The organism is Hydrocarboniphaga sp., from assembly GCF_028291725.1.
GTDB lineage: Bacteria > Pseudomonadota > Gammaproteobacteria > Nevskiales > Nevskiaceae > Hydrocarboniphaga.
This window is the reverse complement of sequence record NZ_JAQGNT010000027.1, coordinates 50278-64498: the sequence shown is the minus strand read 5'-3', so window position 1 is coordinate 64498 and position 14221 is coordinate 50278. Positions and strand designations below refer to the sequence as shown.

The window sequence follows — 14221 nt, the reverse complement described above, 5'->3', positions numbered from 1 at the left end:
CTCCAACTCAGCCTCCACTTCCGCCGTGAACGACAGTGTCACCGCCACCCGAGCCATCTCATCCCCCCCAACGCCGCAATGGGGGTTATCATAATACTATCGATGTATAATGCAATTAGGCACTAGTAGGCGTTATGGCGCTTCAGAACCAGCGCCACCGTTTTAAGCAGGATGATCAGATCCAGCAGCGGCGACCATTTGCGGATGTACTCCAGATCCCAGCGCACGCGCTCGGCCATCAGGCCGAGCTGCACCGTCTCGCCGCGGCAGCCGTTGACCTGGGCCAGGCCGGTGAGGCCGGGCTTGACCTTGTGGCGCAGCATGTAGCCGCGCACCGCCTTGCGGTAGAACTCGTTGTGCGACACCGCGTGCGGCCTCGGGCCAACCAGGCTCATGTCGCCGCGCAGCACGTTGTACAGCTGCGGCAATTCGTCCAGGGAAGTCGAGCGCAGGAACCGGCCCAGCGGCGTCACGCGCATGTCGCCGCGGCTGGCCTGTACCACTTCGGCCATCGTGTCGGTGCCATGCTGCACGGTCATCGTGCGGAACTTGTAGATCGAGAACGAGCGCCCGTTCAGGCCATAGCGTTTCTGTCGAAAGATCACCGGGCCCGGCGAACTCAGCGACACCGCGAGGGCGATCGACGCCAGCAGGGGGGACAGCAACAGCACCGCCAGCAGAGCGCTGCCGAAATCGAACAGACGTTTCAACAGACCGTCGGCACCGTAGAACGGAGTCTCGACGACTTCGAGCATCGGCATCGACTCGACCGTGATCATCCGCGTCTGGATGTCGTCGAACACCTCGAGCTGCGGCACGTAGTAGATCGACGCGGTGGTGTCGCCCAGATCGTCGAGCAGCAGGCGCGCCTCCGGTCCGTGCAGCTTGGGCAGGAAAATGAAAACCACGTCGACCTGCTTCATGCGGACGTATTCGGCGGCACTCATCGCGTCGCCGAGAAACGGCAGCCGCCCGAAGGCATCGCGATCGTCGTCGTGCCCGCGCTCGCCAAAATAGCCGACGACGTCGTAGACGCCGGAGCGCTGGGCATTGTCGACGAAACGGCGCGCCGATCCGTTCGCATTGATCAAGACGGCACGCCGTCCGGAGATCAGCACCGAGCGGCCGGCAATGAACCGCGCCGTCGCGTTGACACCGAACAGCGCGACCGGCGTGCCGACGAACCACACCAACAGGACCAGCCGGGAGAAATACTCCGAACGCTGCGTGCTGTAGCCGAGGAACAGCAGGACTGCGACGATGCCGGACCAGGTCATGATCATCCGGTTGCCCAGCGAGCCGACTCGGCCGACGCGCCACGGCAGCGACAGATTGATAGTGCGCAGGTTCATGTAAACCAGCATTGAGGCAAGCAGGCCGAGGATCTGGTACGGAGCCTCGAACGGCTGCCGCATCAGCGCCGCGATCAGGCGCAGAACGCCGTAGGTTACGGCGCCGTACAAAGCCCCGTGGCAGCTCAGTGCGAACGCGCTGATCGTCGCGGACTGTGCGGCCGAAAATACCCGGGTGGCGGCGGCTCGCGAAGGAGGCTCGTCGGTGTTCAGCAAGCTACTGCCGTCCGGCGGGACGGCATTCAGTCGAGGTGCCAGCATTTGGAGAGCTCACTTGGGGCGATCACGCCCGCAAACACTGTGGTTTTGGCTGTGGTTTTGACTGTGGTTTTAGTTCTGACGAAAACAGGCTGATGAACACAGGCCGACGAAAACAGGCTTATGACGGCAGGCAGGTTCAAGCCGCGCGACGCACGTCCAGCGCTATTGGGGCGCATGCGCGGTTCAGCAGCGGCTGCGGCGGCTGAGGAGGCGGCATCTGCTGCGTCAGCGGCAAGTCACGGAAGCCGATCCTGTAGAACGCGAGCCTCGGCAGGATGCGCGGGCCGCGTATCAGATAGCGGTAGGCCAGGCGTCGCGGGTTCTGCATCAGGCGATAAAGCCACTCCAGGCCGCTGTTCTGCATCCACTTGGGGGCGCGCTGTTCGACGCCGGTAAGGAAGTCAATCGACGCGCCGACGCACAACGCCAGACCGCGGGCACGGGCGCGCTGCGCCAGCATTTGAGCAATCAGCTCCTGCTGGGGCGATCCGACGGCGAGCAGGCAAAAGCGGAACGGGCTCATCGACTCGACGAAGCGCAGCGTTTGCTCAACAGCGGCCGGATCATGGATGAAACCCATAGGCGGGTTGTGATGCGCCAGGCGCAGCAGGCGATAGCGCCGGCGCAGGTCCTGAGCTTGCTCGGCGCTGCCGCCTATCAGTACCAGCCGGTCTTCCTGCTGCACGACCGAACCAAACAGGCGCGCGGTCAGGTCGCTACCGGTGCACACCGGCAGTTGCAGGCCACGCAGCAGCCCGACCACCTTGGCGACGAAGCGACTGTCGAGCAGCACGAAAGTCGCACGGTCGTAGGCCGAGCGCATCGCCGAATCGTCGAGCAGGCGAACCAGGTGATCGGTGTTGGGAGTAACCAGATAACCGAAACGGTTCTGACCAAAGTCCGCGACCTTGGAAGTGATGCCATCCAGGTCGTAATTGTCGAAACAAAATGTACCCTGAGTCATTGTCGCCTTCCTTAGCGTTGCAGAGCCTTCCATGGCACGCTCCGTCGTGGAGCGTGTTTCCCGACCACCGGCTATCCGTATCAGCGCCGTCCAACAAAAGCCCGGCGGAAATGCCCTTGAGGCATCACCGCCGTTCATGACCACCGGGTCATAGGTCCCGATACTGCTCAGCGCCGCCAAATTCTGCAGTCAGGCAAAATTTTGCGGTGCAATCTTTCTTTCTAATGCTTGCATCGATACTCGCACTGGACGACCGACTACTTTAGAACGCCATTCGGTTCATGTCCGATGCAACACAAGCTACGAATCCGACACTGAAGCAGATGTGAATCGGACGAGAAAAAAACGGGGTTAACAATATTTAATTCGAGTCGATAGCCCATCCAATATGGGCGCCGGCAGACTGTTCAGCCTGCATTTCGGTATCGGCTGTCAATTTTGTTTCCGCATTGATCCGGATGCGCGGCCCTGAAGGGTTTGCGTTCCGGATCGTTTGCGTATACGTCGGCGACAGGGAGCAGCAATGCAAGGATGCAGCGAGGGTAAACGTGCGCGTGCGCCCAATGGCGCGGCGAATAGGGAGCCTCCTGAACGAGTCCGCGGATGGGTTTCAGCGGCACTGGTGGCTGTACGTCGATCCTGTACCACCCTGGCACTGGCCACGGGGTTGACCGGGCCGGTGGTCGCCGACGCACAGCACGCCGAATCGGACCCCATTGTGCAGGACGATGCCGTCACTGCCCATGCAGCGCGAATGCCGACCGAACTCCAGTTGCCTTCACCGAGAATCTTACCGTCGGCGACTTCGACGCCGACGATGCAGATGTCAACGTCAATCAGCACCGCCCTTGCGTCCACGCAGCCGGTCGCGACGATGGAGGTGGCGCCGGTACCCATCGCAACCGACGGCAACGCAAACAACGTCGCCTCGCTGATGTCGTCGGGTGCAGCGCCGACATCGACCCCCGAACCGATACTCCGTCTGGGGCCCGGCGACGCCGTTACGGTGCAGGTCTTCGGTCGTCCGGAATTCAACACCACCGCTTATGTCAGCGAGGACCAGACGATTCTGGTACCGCTGGCAGGGCCGGTAAAAGTCGGTGGCCTATCACCGGCAGACGCGGCGATGCGGGTTGGCGATGCACTGCGCGATGGACAGTACCTGGTCAACCCCCAAGTCAGCATCAACATCTCGCAGTTCCGCAGCCAGCAGATTTCGGTACTCGGCGAGGTGCATACGCCGGGCCGCTACTCGATCGAATCCAGGACTTCGGTGCTCGACATGCTGGCGCAAGCCGGCGGCGTCAACGAAACCGGCGCCGACGTGATCACCTTGATTCGCACCGGCACCGACGGCCAGGTCGAGCACCTGCCGATCAATCTTAAAAAACTGGTTTCCGGCGATCCGAGTCAGTCGCAGGTCGCGCTGCGCGGCGGCGACTCGCTGTTCATACCGCGAGCCGAACAGTACTACGTCTACGGCGAAGTGACCTCGCCGAACATGTATCGGCTCGAAGCCGGTATGACGGTGGTGCAGGCGATCTCGCGCAGCGGTGGCCTGACGCCGCGCGGCAGCGATCGCCGCATCGAAATCAAGCGTCTGACTCGCGACGGCGAGTACAGGACCCTGGACGCATCGCTCAGCGATTCGGTGCAGCCCAACGATGTCATCCGCGTCAAAGAGAGGATTTTCTGATGTCGGACCGAAATCATCTGCCAACCATCATCCAGCCGTCCCAGATGCCTGCCGGCTATGCCGCCCTGCCCCAGCAATATGCCAGCCCCGGCATTTCGCTCGCCCAGTTGTGGACGATCCTGTGGGCGTATCGGCGCTTCAGCCTCGGCGTCATCGTCGGCGCCCTGGTGATCGCGATCGCCGTCGCACAGCTGCTGCCGAAGAGCTATACCGCGACCGCAACCCTGATGGTCGACTACGAGGTCAACGATCCGCTCGGCGGCCGCGAATTTCCGGTCGGGCTGATGGGCAGCTACATGTCCACACAGATTCAGCTGATCAAGAGCCCGGCGGTGCTGACTCCGGTGATCGACAAGATGGCGCTGACCCGGGACAAGCACTATTCCGGCGGCTTCAGCGGTGACGCCACCATGCTGCAGGAATGGGTGCGCGACCAGTTCATCAAGCGGCTCACGGTCGAACAGGGCGAATGGGGCAGCCAGCTGATCTACATCACCTACTCCGCCCCGAGTGCACTGCAGGCCGCCGAGGCCGCAAACACCGTGGCCGATGTCTATGCGGAGCAGCAATTCCTTCGTCTGACCGGCCCGGCGTCGGAACGCCAGGCGCGCTATTCGGCGCAGCTCGAAGAACTCAAGGCCAAGGTTGATCAGGCGCAGCAGAAGCTGATCGACTACCGGCAGAAAGCCGGCCTGGTCGAGACCGACGGCAAGGCCGACATCGACATGACGCGTCTCGGCAGCCTGGAATCCCAGCTGCTGTCCGCACAGGAGGCGCGCCGCTCGGCGGAATCGCGGATGGTGGGCGAGGCCTCGACGCGGGATTCCGTACTCGGCGCCAACTCGATCCAGACCTTGAAGGGCGAGCTTGCGGCGCAGCGCACGCAGCTGGCGCAGCTCAGCACCACGCTGGGCACACGCCACCCCGAAGTGCTGCAGCTGCAGTCGCAGATGGAAGCGACGCAACGCTCGCTGGAATCCGAAATGGCAACCTATTCAGGCAATTCGCAGACGCAGATCGGTGCCGCTCGGGCGCTCGAAAACCAGTTGGTCGCCGCGGTCGCAGCCGAGCATGCCAGGGCACTGAGCCTGCGCAAAACACTGGATGAGGCCTCCACATTCGAGCGTGATCTGCAGGCCGCGCAGACCCTGTATTCGAAGGCCCTCAATGGCTTCGAGAGCACTGGCACCGGCGGCGGCTACAACAACGTCCACTTCGTCAGCCGCGCTTCACCTCCGGTGAAGGCGAGCAAGCCCAAGCCGATGATGTACATCGCGCTGGCGATCATTCTCGGCGGTCTGGTCGGCGTGGCCGGCCCGCTGGCCTACGAGCTGTTCAATCGCCGCATCCGTTGCCGCGACGATCTCGATCGCGACTTCGGCATACCGGTCCTGGCCGAATTTGGAAGCACTCCGATGCATGGAGCCCTCGCATGAGCGCTGCAGCCGAATACCGTTTCGACGCCGACGACCAGATCGAGCATGCGCTGATCCGGCTGAGCCAGCTGCCGCAGGACGTCGTCGATCAGATCCATGAGGCGCAACTCGAGCACCAGATGAGTTTCGCCGAGGCGGCTCTGCGGCTCGGTCATGTGTCGCCGAGCGACATCGACAGCGCCCACGCCGGCACGCGCAAGCTCGCCGTGATCGAGAAGCGTCCGCTACGGCCGAGTCCCGAACTGGTGATCGCGCACGATCCGTTCAATGACCGCAGCGAGCGCGTCCGCGTGCTGCGCACCGAGCTGATGCTGCGTCATGAATCCGGCGGCCGCAACGCGATCGCGGTGATGAGCCCTGGCAGCGGTGAAGGCCGCTCGCGGCTGGCTGCGGAACTGGCGATCGCGTTCTCGCAGCTCGGCCAGGCCACCCTGCTGGTCGACGCCGATCTGCGCCGCCCGCGCCAGCACCAGCTGTTCAACGCCGAAAGCCCGCTGGGCCTGGCGCAGGCGATCGCCGACGGCGAATCGCCGTATCTGAATCCGGTGGAGCACCTGCCGCATCTGTCGGTGCTGACCGCCGGCGCGATGTCGGCGAACCCGGTCGAACTGCTGTCCGACGGACGCCTCGAATTGCTGGTCGACCAGTGGCGCCGTCGCTACGAACACGTGGTCATCGACACCTCGCCGGTGTCCGAGTATTCGGACGCGCTCGCGGTAGCGACGCTGGTGGCTCGCGTACTCGTGGTGACCCGAGCCCGGCACACGCCGTACAAGTCGACGCGCGAGATGCTGCGCCGTCTGGCGGCGACGCAGTCGCAGGTCGTCGGCGCCGTCGTGAATCACTTCTGACATGGGCGCATCGCATCGGCATCCGAATGCAGACGCGATGAACGCGGTATCCGTGCTCCCGCGCGCCGCCGGCCGGCCGGTTCGCGCCGCAGCTTCCGCAGCGCATCGCTGGATCGACGACAGTCGCAAGGCACCGCTGCTGACGCTGCTGGTATGGACGCTGATCGTGCTGATGATCGTGCCGGAAGGCTTCGATTACAAAAGCCTCAGCTCCAACGCGATGCCGGCGTCCGGCGGCGCCGTCAGCCGCTTGCTGTGGCTGGGGCTGCTCGGCGGCGGGCTGCTGGTGCTGGTCTGGCGCTCCGCGCTGGCCTGGCTGCTGTTCAGCCGCCTGAATCTTTTTTTCCTGATCTTCCTGGTGCTGGCGACGGCCAGCATCGCCTGGTCGATCGAGCCGGCGGTGACCACGCGGCGGATGATACGCCTGTATACCGTGGTCGGAGTCGGCGCCGCCTTTACCCTCGCCTGCTGGCATGAACGGCGTTACCAGCAGCTGATGCGGCCGGTGCTGACGGCAATGCTGGCCGGCTCGATCGTGTTCGGCATGCTGTATCCGACGCTGGCGATTCACCAGTCGACGTCGTATGAACTCGCCGGCGCCTGGCGCGGCCTGACCAATCACAAGAACACGCTCGGCGCGATCAGCTCGATCACCGCAATCTTCTGGTTCCACGCCTGGCTTGCGCGCGAAGTGCGGCCGCTGACCGCACTGTTCTGCGGCGCCATCGCGATGACCACGCTGCTGCTGTCGCGCAGCTCCACCGCGCTGGTGACGACGCTGTTCGTGTTCGGCCTGCTGCTGATGCTGCTGCGCTCGCCGCCCAACCTGCGGCGCTGGATGCCACTGATCATCACGCTGTTCGTCGCCGCGCTGCTGACCTATGCGCTGGCGGTGCTGCGTCTGGTGCCGGGCACCGATCTGCTGCTGAAGCCGATCGTAATGATCACCGGCAAGGATCTGACTTTCACCGGCCGCAGCGATATCTGGGCGCTGCTCAACGAGCACATCCGCTTCAGCCCCTTGCTCGGCAGCGGCTATGGCGCGTACTGGACAGGCCCGATACCGGGTTCGCCTTCGTACGTGATGATGCAGAAGCTGCATTTCTATCCGGGTTCGGCGCACAACGGCTATCTGGAGATCGTCAACGATCTCGGCGCGCTCGGCTTGCTGTGCCTGGGCGGCTATCTGCTGACGCACGTCGCGCAGTCGCTCGCGCTGCTGCGCATCGACCGCAACCAGGCGGCGCTGTTTCTTGCACTGTTCTTTCAGCAGGCGGTATCGAATTTGTCTGAAACGCATTGGCTCAGCGTGATGAACGTCGATTTCGTCATTGTCACGCTAGCCAGCTTTGCGCTGGCGCGCGCGCACCTGCAGAGCGACCTGCGGCGCTATTTCGGCGAGCCGCAGCCGGCACCTTCCCCCACACGTGCAAGCTGATATCGCTCCCGGAGCAATGCAAGGATGACGCTCACCGCCTCCGCCATCGTCCGATCGGGCATGGAAACCATCCCCGGTCTCAATGGCATCCGCGCGCTCGCGGTGATTCTGGTTTTCTTCGCGCACAGCGGCCTCGACGGTGTATTGCCCGGAGGCCTGGGCGTGACGGTGTTCTTCGTGCTCAGCGGATTTTTGATCACGACACTGATGCGCATGGAGCAGCAGCGCAGCGGCGGCATCCACTTCCGCTCGTTCTACCTGCGCCGCGTGGTGCGGCTGATGCCGCCGCTGCTGGTGATCGTCCTGATCGCGCAGCTCGCGTCACGGCTGGGCTGGATCGAAGGCCGCTTCACACCGCAGGGGTTTTTGTCGGTGCTGTTCTACTTCGGCAACTATTACGTCATTGCCCATGACTTCGCCGGCATGCCGCACGGTCTGGGCCTGACCTGGTCGCTGGCCGTCGAAGAACACTTCTACCTGCTCTATCCGCCGCTGGCCGCGGTGCTGCTGAAATTGAATCGCCGCAAGGTATCGGCAACCGTACTCGGCGCTCTGGTCGCGGCCGTAACGGTCTGGCGCTTGTGGCTGTACGAGCAGGGTGTCGGCGAACACTATCTGGGCATGGCCACCGATACCCGCATCGACGCGATCCTGATCGGCTGCCTGCTCGCGGTGCTGCGCAATCCCTGGATCGACCCGGTGCCGCCGCAGCGGGCGGGCGCCGAAGTCGCGATGGCGGCCGGCTGCTGCGCAGTGCTGCTGGTCACGCTGCTGTATCGCGACGAGCAGTTCCGGCTGACGCTACGCTACACCGTGCAGAGCATGGCGATCGCGCCCTTGCTGTGGCTGGCGGTCGCCCGTGCCGACTCGGTGTGGCTGCGCTGGCTGAACGCGCGGCCGATGGTCTATCTCGGCACGGTCTCGTACGCGCTGTACCTGTCGCATCACATGATCCTGCTCGGGCTGCAGTACCACTGGCCTCATGCCGACTGGGCACTGACCACCGTGATCGCCGCGACGATGACGCTGGCGGTCTGCGAAGCGATGCGTCGCTGGGTCGAGGAGCCCTGCGCCGCGATGCGCAAGCGCCTGCATCGGCGGGCACTGACTTCGCCGGCCGGAACCGCCGTCGCGAGGGTCGGCGGCAGCGCGCCGGGTCCGGTGTACGGGCAGCCCCGGGCGGGCGGCGGCGGACACTGAGCCAGCATGACAAGCATCAGCAACCCCGACGTGCCCGCCGCCGAGCGAGCGCAGCTGTCCGCGACGATACCGGCATTCGTTCGTGAAGCGGCGGCGCCCGCCACAGCCGGCCATGACCCGCGTTATCGCCCCGAGCCCTCGGCCGCGATCGCCGAGTGCGTGACGCACGCCGGCACCGTGCTGGTCGACCTCGACGAGACGCTCTACCTGCGCAACTCCACCGAGGACTACCTGGACAGCGCCTGGCCCGGCCCGATCGCGCTGGTGACACTGCGGCTGCTGGACGTGCTGAAACCCTGGCGCTGGAGCGGCGGTGAAACCACACGCGATGTCTGGCGCGTGCGGCTGCTGCGCGCCCTGCTGCCCTGGACCACCGCGCGCTGGCGGCGCCGGGTCGGCGGGCTCGCGACACTGCACGCCAACAAACCTTTGCTCGAAGCGCTGGAATCGCGCACCGAGCCGGCCATCATCGTCACCGTCGGCTTCCGCTTCATCGTCGCTCCGCTGGTCGAGGCGCTCGGCCTGTCGAGCCACCGGCTCATCGCCTGCGAACCGAGCTTTGCCGAGCGCCGCAAGGGCAAGCTCGCCATGGCGATCGATGCACTCGGCGATGCGAAAGTGCGCGGCGCGCTGCTGGTCACCGATTCGCTGCAGGATCTGCCGCTGCTGCGCCACTGCGAGCGCGGCCTGCACACGGTCTGGCCCGAGGCGCGCTATCGGCAGGCGCTATCCGGCGTCTACCTGCCCGGCCAGTATCTGAGCCGGGTCAAGCGGCCCGGCGAGCGCTACATCGTGCGCGGCATCCTGCAGGAAGACTGGGCGTTCTGGGTGCTCAGCTCGATCACGCTGGCCGCATTGCCAGTGACGCACGTACTCGGGCTTTTACTGCTGCTGATCTCGTTCTGGACGATCTACGAACGCGGCTACGTCGACAACGACCTGATGGCCGCGAAGCACGAAGCCGAGCCGCGGCTGAGCGCGGCTTTCTACGAAGCGCCGGTGGCGACGCCGCGCTGGCAGCCGTGGATCTGGGCCGCCGTGCTCGGAGGGCTAGCCGTCCTCGCACTGCGCTGGCCGGCGCCGCCCGGCCTGATCGACGCGGCGATATGGGCGGCGGTATTGCTCGCGACCTACGGCGTGTTCGTGTTCTACAACCGTCTCGACAAGCCGACGCGGGTCTGGGTTTTCCCGCTGCTGCAGTTTGCCCGCGCCACCGCTTTCGCAGCGCTGGTGCCGGTGACCGCGATCGGCGCGGCGGCGCTGGCGGCCCACGTGATCGCACGCTGGATTCCGTATTACGTGTACCGGCGCGGCGGCAACCAATGGCCGGACAGCAGCATTTTTCCATTGCGGCTGCTGTTCTTCGTCGTGATTGCGGGCACCCTGGCGATCGCCGAGGGCTATCAGATCCTGCTTGGCCCGTCGGCCTGGCTGCTGCTCGCCTGGAATCTGTTCCGCGCCCGCGCGGAGCTGAAGCACGCGCTCATATCGGCGCGCGGCGTGGCGGCGTCTTCATGAGCGCAAGCCGCGTCAGCGTCTGCATCGCCACCTATCGCCGGCAGCCCAGACTCGACGCGCTGCTCGCCGACCTGGCGCTGCAGCAGCGGCTGCCTGATCAGGTGGTCGTCGTCGACAACGACGCGGCGGCCAGCGCGCGCGAGGTCACGGAGCGTCATCGCCGCCGCGCGCCGTTCGAGCTGGTTTACGCAGTGCAGCCCGAGAAGAACATCTCGCTGACGCGCAACCGCACGGTGGAACTCGCGACTGGCGACTGGCTGGCGTTTGTCGACGACGATGAGCGCGCGCCGGCCGCGTGGCTGTCGCAGCTGCTCGCCTGCGCGGCCCGGTATCGCGCCGACGGCGTGCTCGGCCCGGTCGAACCGCTGCTGCCGAGCGAGGCACCGCGCTGGATCAGGCGCGGCCGCTTCTACGACTGGGCGCGGATGGCGAGTGGCACGCGAGTGCCGCCGAATCGCCTGAGATTCGGCAACGTGCTGCTGCGCGCCGACCTGCTGCAGGCCACGACCCCGGTTTTCGATCCCGCCTACGGACTCACCGGCGGTGAAGACGGCGACCTGCTGTCGCGGCTGACGCTGGCCGGCGCGAACATCGTCTGGTGCGACGAGGCAATCGTCAGCGAGCCGGTCGAGGGCTCACGCCTGTCGCTGCGCTGGCTGCTGCGCCGCTCGCTGCGCGGCGGTCAGGACTTTGCGCGGCACACCGTCAGCGGCCGTTACGGCCCGGTGACGCTAGCCGTGCGCACGCGCCTGTTGCTGCGCGCGCTGTTGCAAGCTTTCACCGCCGCCGCTCTTGCCTTGCTGCTGTTGCCACTCGGCCGGCATCACGCCGCCCGCTGGCTGACCAAGGCCTCCGCCAATCTCGGCAAGCTGTCGATTTTCTGCGGATGGCACTACCGCGAATATGCTTGATGAACATGCTTGATGAATAGGCTTGATAAACATGCTTGATCTGGCCCTCATCGCCTCCCCGCTGATCGCCTTGCTGGCGGTGCCGGTGGTGCTCGCCTGCGGCTACCTGCTGCTGCTGACCCTGTTGTCCGGCGAAACGCAGCCGCCGCCGGCCTCATCGCGCCGCCTGCGCTTCGACGTGATCGTACCGGCGCATGACGAGGCGGCTCTGATCGGCCGCACCGTCACCGGCCTGCAGAAGCTGGACTGGCCGCCGGAGCGCTTCCGCATCCTGGTCGTCGCCGACAACTGCAACGACGACACCGCGGAGCGCGCTCACGATGCCGGCGCCGAAGTGCTGGAACGGCACGACCCGACCCTGCATGGCAAGGGCTATGCGCTGCGCCATGCCTTTGCCCGCAGCCGCGACGACGGCTTTGCCGATGCGGTGGTGGTCGTCGACGCCGACACCGACGCGCTGCCCAACCTGCTCGAAGCCTGCGCGGCGCGCATCGAGGCCGGCGCCGATGCGGTGCAGGTGCATTACGGCGTGCGCAATCCACAGGACTCCTGGCGCACGCGGCTGATGACGATCGCGATGGCCGCGATCCATGCGCTGCGCTCAAGGGCGCGCGAACGCCTCGGCCTGTCCTGTGGCATCCGCGGCAACGGCTGGTGCCTGACGCATGCGCTGTTGCGGCGCGTGCCTTACCAGGCCTGGTCGCTGGCCGAGGATCTGGAATACGGCATCGAGCTCGGCATGGCCGGCGTGCGCGTCGCCTACGCCGACGAAGCTGAAGTGCTCGGCGACATGGTCTCGGGCGAGCGGAGCGCGGCGACACAGCGCCAGCGCTGGGAGAGCGGCCGCTTCGCACAGATCCGCAGCAAGACGATGCCGCTGCTGCGCGCGGCGCTGGCACGGCGATCCGCCGTGTGCCTGGACCTGGGGCTCGACCTGCTGGTGCTGCCGCTGTCGTATATCGCACTGGCGGCGGTCGGCTATACCGTCGTCGCGATGCTCGCTGCGCGGTGGCTGGCTACGCCGGCGCTGCTGGCCTGGATCGGCGTGGCGAGCCTCGCCAGCATCGCCGTGTACGTATTGCGCGGCTGGCAGCTCAGCGGCGTCGGCAGACGCGGGCTGATCGATCTGGCACGGGCACCGTTCTTCGTGATCTGGAAAGTGCTGCTGATACTGCAGCGTCGCGGCACGCGCGAATGGCTGCGCACTGAGCGCGAAACCGGCCGGCCATGATCGCGCGACTGCAGAAGCACAGCGGCTTCGTCCGCATGTTCAGCAGCGCGGTACTCAGCCAGGTGCTGCTGTCGGCCGGCAATTTTCTGATTGGCCTGGTGCTGATCCGCCAGGTCAGCGATCTGCAGTACGGCTACTACATGCTGTTCACCAACGGCCTGCTGCTGGCGGTCGCGCTGGAGAACGCCTGGGTCGGCCCATTCGTAGTCAATCACTCGATCCGCCACGACCGGACCACGCACGCGCGCTTTCTCGGCGACCTGTATGCCGAGCAGCGCCGCTGGCTGCTGTTCGGCGTCGGCGGCGCGATCGCGCTGGTGGCGGCGATCACCGCTGCCGGTCTGTATCAATCGGATTCGGCTGCGGTGACCGTGTTCGGTCTGATCGCGGTGCTGGCGGTGCTGGATCGCGAATATTTCCGCATCGCGCTGCTCGCCCATCAGCAGGCGGAACGCGTGCTGCGCGCGGACGTCGTCTACGTCGTCGTCGTACTCGGCAGTGCTGCGCTGGCGGCGCTGACGCCGAAACCGGTGCTGTTCGCGATCACCGGCAATGGCATTGCCGCCGCTGTCGGCAGCCTGCTGATGCGGCGCCAGTTGCGCGCGCATCTTCCGTGGCAGGTCGGCCGCGCCGACGGCGGCGCGCAGCGCCAGTTCGCGTCGTCCGGCATGTGGTCGCTGTCCGGCGCCGGCATTCACTGGCTGTTCGCGCAGAGCTACAGCTATCTGGTGACCGCGGTGCTCGGCGTCGCCGCGGTGACAGCGCTCGGCGCGACACGGCTGATGATGATGCCGATCAACCTGCTGTCGTCCGGCATCCGCTCGCAGATGATGCCGGTGACCTCGCGCTGGCTGATCGAGCACGGCGCCCCGCGCGTGCTGGCGCGGCTGATGGCGATCGCGCTGGCGATGGCCACGGTATCGCTGGCCTACGTCGGCGTGATGTGGCTGGCGCGCGACTGGCTGTTCGACGTGGTGCTGAAAAAGCACTTCGTCAACCGCGACGAGATGCTGCTGCTGTGGTCGGCGATCTTCCTGCTGATGGTGATGCGCGACCAGCTGATCTATCTGCCGCTGATCCGCTCGCGCTTCCGCGCGCTGAGCCTGTCGACGCTGGCCTGCGCGCTGGCCTCGATTGCGGTGAGCTATGCGGCGATGCGCCAGTACGGCCAGGTCGGCGCGCTGTTCGGCACGCTGTCGGGCGAAGTGCTGAACCTGATCGCGGTCGGCGCGCTGTGCTGGCGCGAAGTGCGGCGCCGCACCGCGATAGCGCCGGGCGCGGTGGATCACGCCGCGGTTGCCTAGGCCATCGATGATCAGTTGACCCGTAGGTCGGCAATCCTTTGCCGACGTGCAACGCCGGA

General features: G+C 65.7%; 11 protein-coding genes. 9 read left to right on the top strand and 2 right to left on the bottom strand.

Features of this window, described 5'->3' with window-relative positions; all coding sequences use genetic code 11:
- Positions 1-122: 122 nt before the first annotated feature.
- Entirely contained in the window at positions 123-1613 is a 1491-nt protein-coding gene (locus tag JWQ90_RS07920) for an undecaprenyl-phosphate glucose phosphotransferase (protein WP_299691797.1), read from the bottom strand.
- 136 nt (positions 1614-1749) lie between these two features.
- Positions 1750-2757, bottom strand: coding sequence for a WecB/TagA/CpsF family glycosyltransferase (locus JWQ90_RS07915; protein WP_299691795.1), 1008 nt, complete (start codon positions 2755-2757; stop codon positions 1750-1752).
- A 643-nt stretch (positions 2758-3400) separates the two neighbouring features.
- Between JWQ90_RS07915 and JWQ90_RS07910 the strand changes: the two genes are divergently transcribed.
- The 9 genes from JWQ90_RS07910 to JWQ90_RS07870 are packed head-to-tail and all read left to right on the top strand — an operon-like array spanning position 3401 to position 14162.
- Positions 3401-4273, top strand: a complete 873-nt coding sequence (locus tag JWQ90_RS07910) for an SLBB domain-containing protein (RefSeq protein ID WP_299691793.1) — start codon at positions 3401-3403, stop codon at positions 4271-4273.
- Entirely contained in the window at positions 4273-5709 is a 1437-nt protein-coding gene (locus JWQ90_RS07905; protein ID WP_299691791.1) for a Wzz/FepE/Etk N-terminal domain-containing protein, read from the top strand. Before JWQ90_RS07910 ends, JWQ90_RS07905 begins: the two co-directional genes overlap by 1 nt.
- Positions 5706-6560 carry a CpsD/CapB family tyrosine-protein kinase gene (locus JWQ90_RS07900; RefSeq protein WP_299691789.1) on the top strand — a complete coding sequence of 285 codons (855 nt, stop codon included), beginning with the start codon at positions 5706-5708 and terminating at the stop codon, positions 6558-6560. Before JWQ90_RS07905 ends, JWQ90_RS07900 begins: the two co-directional genes overlap by 4 nt.
- 37 nt (positions 6561-6597) lie before the next feature.
- Positions 6598-7998 (top strand): O-antigen ligase family protein, encoded by a 1401-nt coding sequence (locus JWQ90_RS07895; protein WP_299691786.1) that lies wholly within the window; start codon positions 6598-6600, stop codon positions 7996-7998.
- 24 nt (positions 7999-8022) lie between these two features.
- On the top strand, positions 8023-9198 hold the full coding sequence (locus JWQ90_RS07890) for an acyltransferase (protein ID WP_299691783.1): 1176 nt from the start codon (positions 8023-8025) through the stop codon (positions 9196-9198).
- A gap of 6 nt (positions 9199-9204) precedes the next feature.
- A complete protein-coding gene (locus JWQ90_RS07885) occupies positions 9205-10716 on the top strand; it encodes an HAD family hydrolase (RefSeq protein ID WP_299691780.1) in 1512 nt (503 codons plus the stop codon).
- Positions 10713-11627: a glycosyltransferase family 2 protein gene (locus tag JWQ90_RS07880; RefSeq protein WP_299691777.1), complete on the top strand. Its 915-nt coding sequence runs from the start codon at positions 10713-10715 to the stop codon at positions 11625-11627. Before JWQ90_RS07885 ends, JWQ90_RS07880 begins: the two co-directional genes overlap by 4 nt.
- 31 nt (positions 11628-11658) lie before the next feature.
- Complete coding sequence (locus tag JWQ90_RS07875) at positions 11659-12858, top strand: glycosyltransferase family 2 protein (RefSeq protein ID WP_299691738.1); 1200 nt, start codon at positions 11659-11661, stop codon at positions 12856-12858.
- Positions 12855-14162, top strand: a complete 1308-nt coding sequence (locus JWQ90_RS07870) for a hypothetical protein (RefSeq protein ID WP_299691736.1) — start codon at positions 12855-12857, stop codon at positions 14160-14162. Before JWQ90_RS07875 ends, JWQ90_RS07870 begins: the two co-directional genes overlap by 4 nt.
- The last annotated feature ends 59 nt before the right edge of the window (positions 14163-14221 follow it).

Coding starts and splice junctions, on each gene's coding strand:
- JWQ90_RS07895 (WP_299691786.1), top strand. CDS start 6,598: ATGAACGCGGTATCCGTGCTCCCGCGCGCCGCCGGCCGGCCGGTTCGC.
- JWQ90_RS07900 (WP_299691789.1), top strand. CDS start 5,706: ATGAGCGCTGCAGCCGAATACCGTTTCGACGCCGACGACCAGATCGAG.
- JWQ90_RS07910 (WP_299691793.1), top strand. CDS start 3,401: ATGTCAACGTCAATCAGCACCGCCCTTGCGTCCACGCAGCCGGTCGCG.
- JWQ90_RS07885 (WP_299691780.1), top strand. CDS start 9,205: ATGACAAGCATCAGCAACCCCGACGTGCCCGCCGCCGAGCGAGCGCAG.
- JWQ90_RS07870 (WP_299691736.1), top strand. CDS start 12,855: ATGATCGCGCGACTGCAGAAGCACAGCGGCTTCGTCCGCATGTTCAGC.
- JWQ90_RS07875 (WP_299691738.1), top strand. CDS start 11,659: ATGCTTGATCTGGCCCTCATCGCCTCCCCGCTGATCGCCTTGCTGGCG.
- JWQ90_RS07920 (WP_299691797.1), bottom strand. CDS start 1,613: ATGCTGGCACCTCGACTGAATGCCGTCCCGCCGGACGGCAGTAGCTTG.
- JWQ90_RS07880 (WP_299691777.1), top strand. CDS start 10,713: ATGAGCGCAAGCCGCGTCAGCGTCTGCATCGCCACCTATCGCCGGCAG.
- JWQ90_RS07890 (WP_299691783.1), top strand. CDS start 8,023: ATGACGCTCACCGCCTCCGCCATCGTCCGATCGGGCATGGAAACCATC.
- JWQ90_RS07905 (WP_299691791.1), top strand. CDS start 4,273: ATGTCGGACCGAAATCATCTGCCAACCATCATCCAGCCGTCCCAGATG.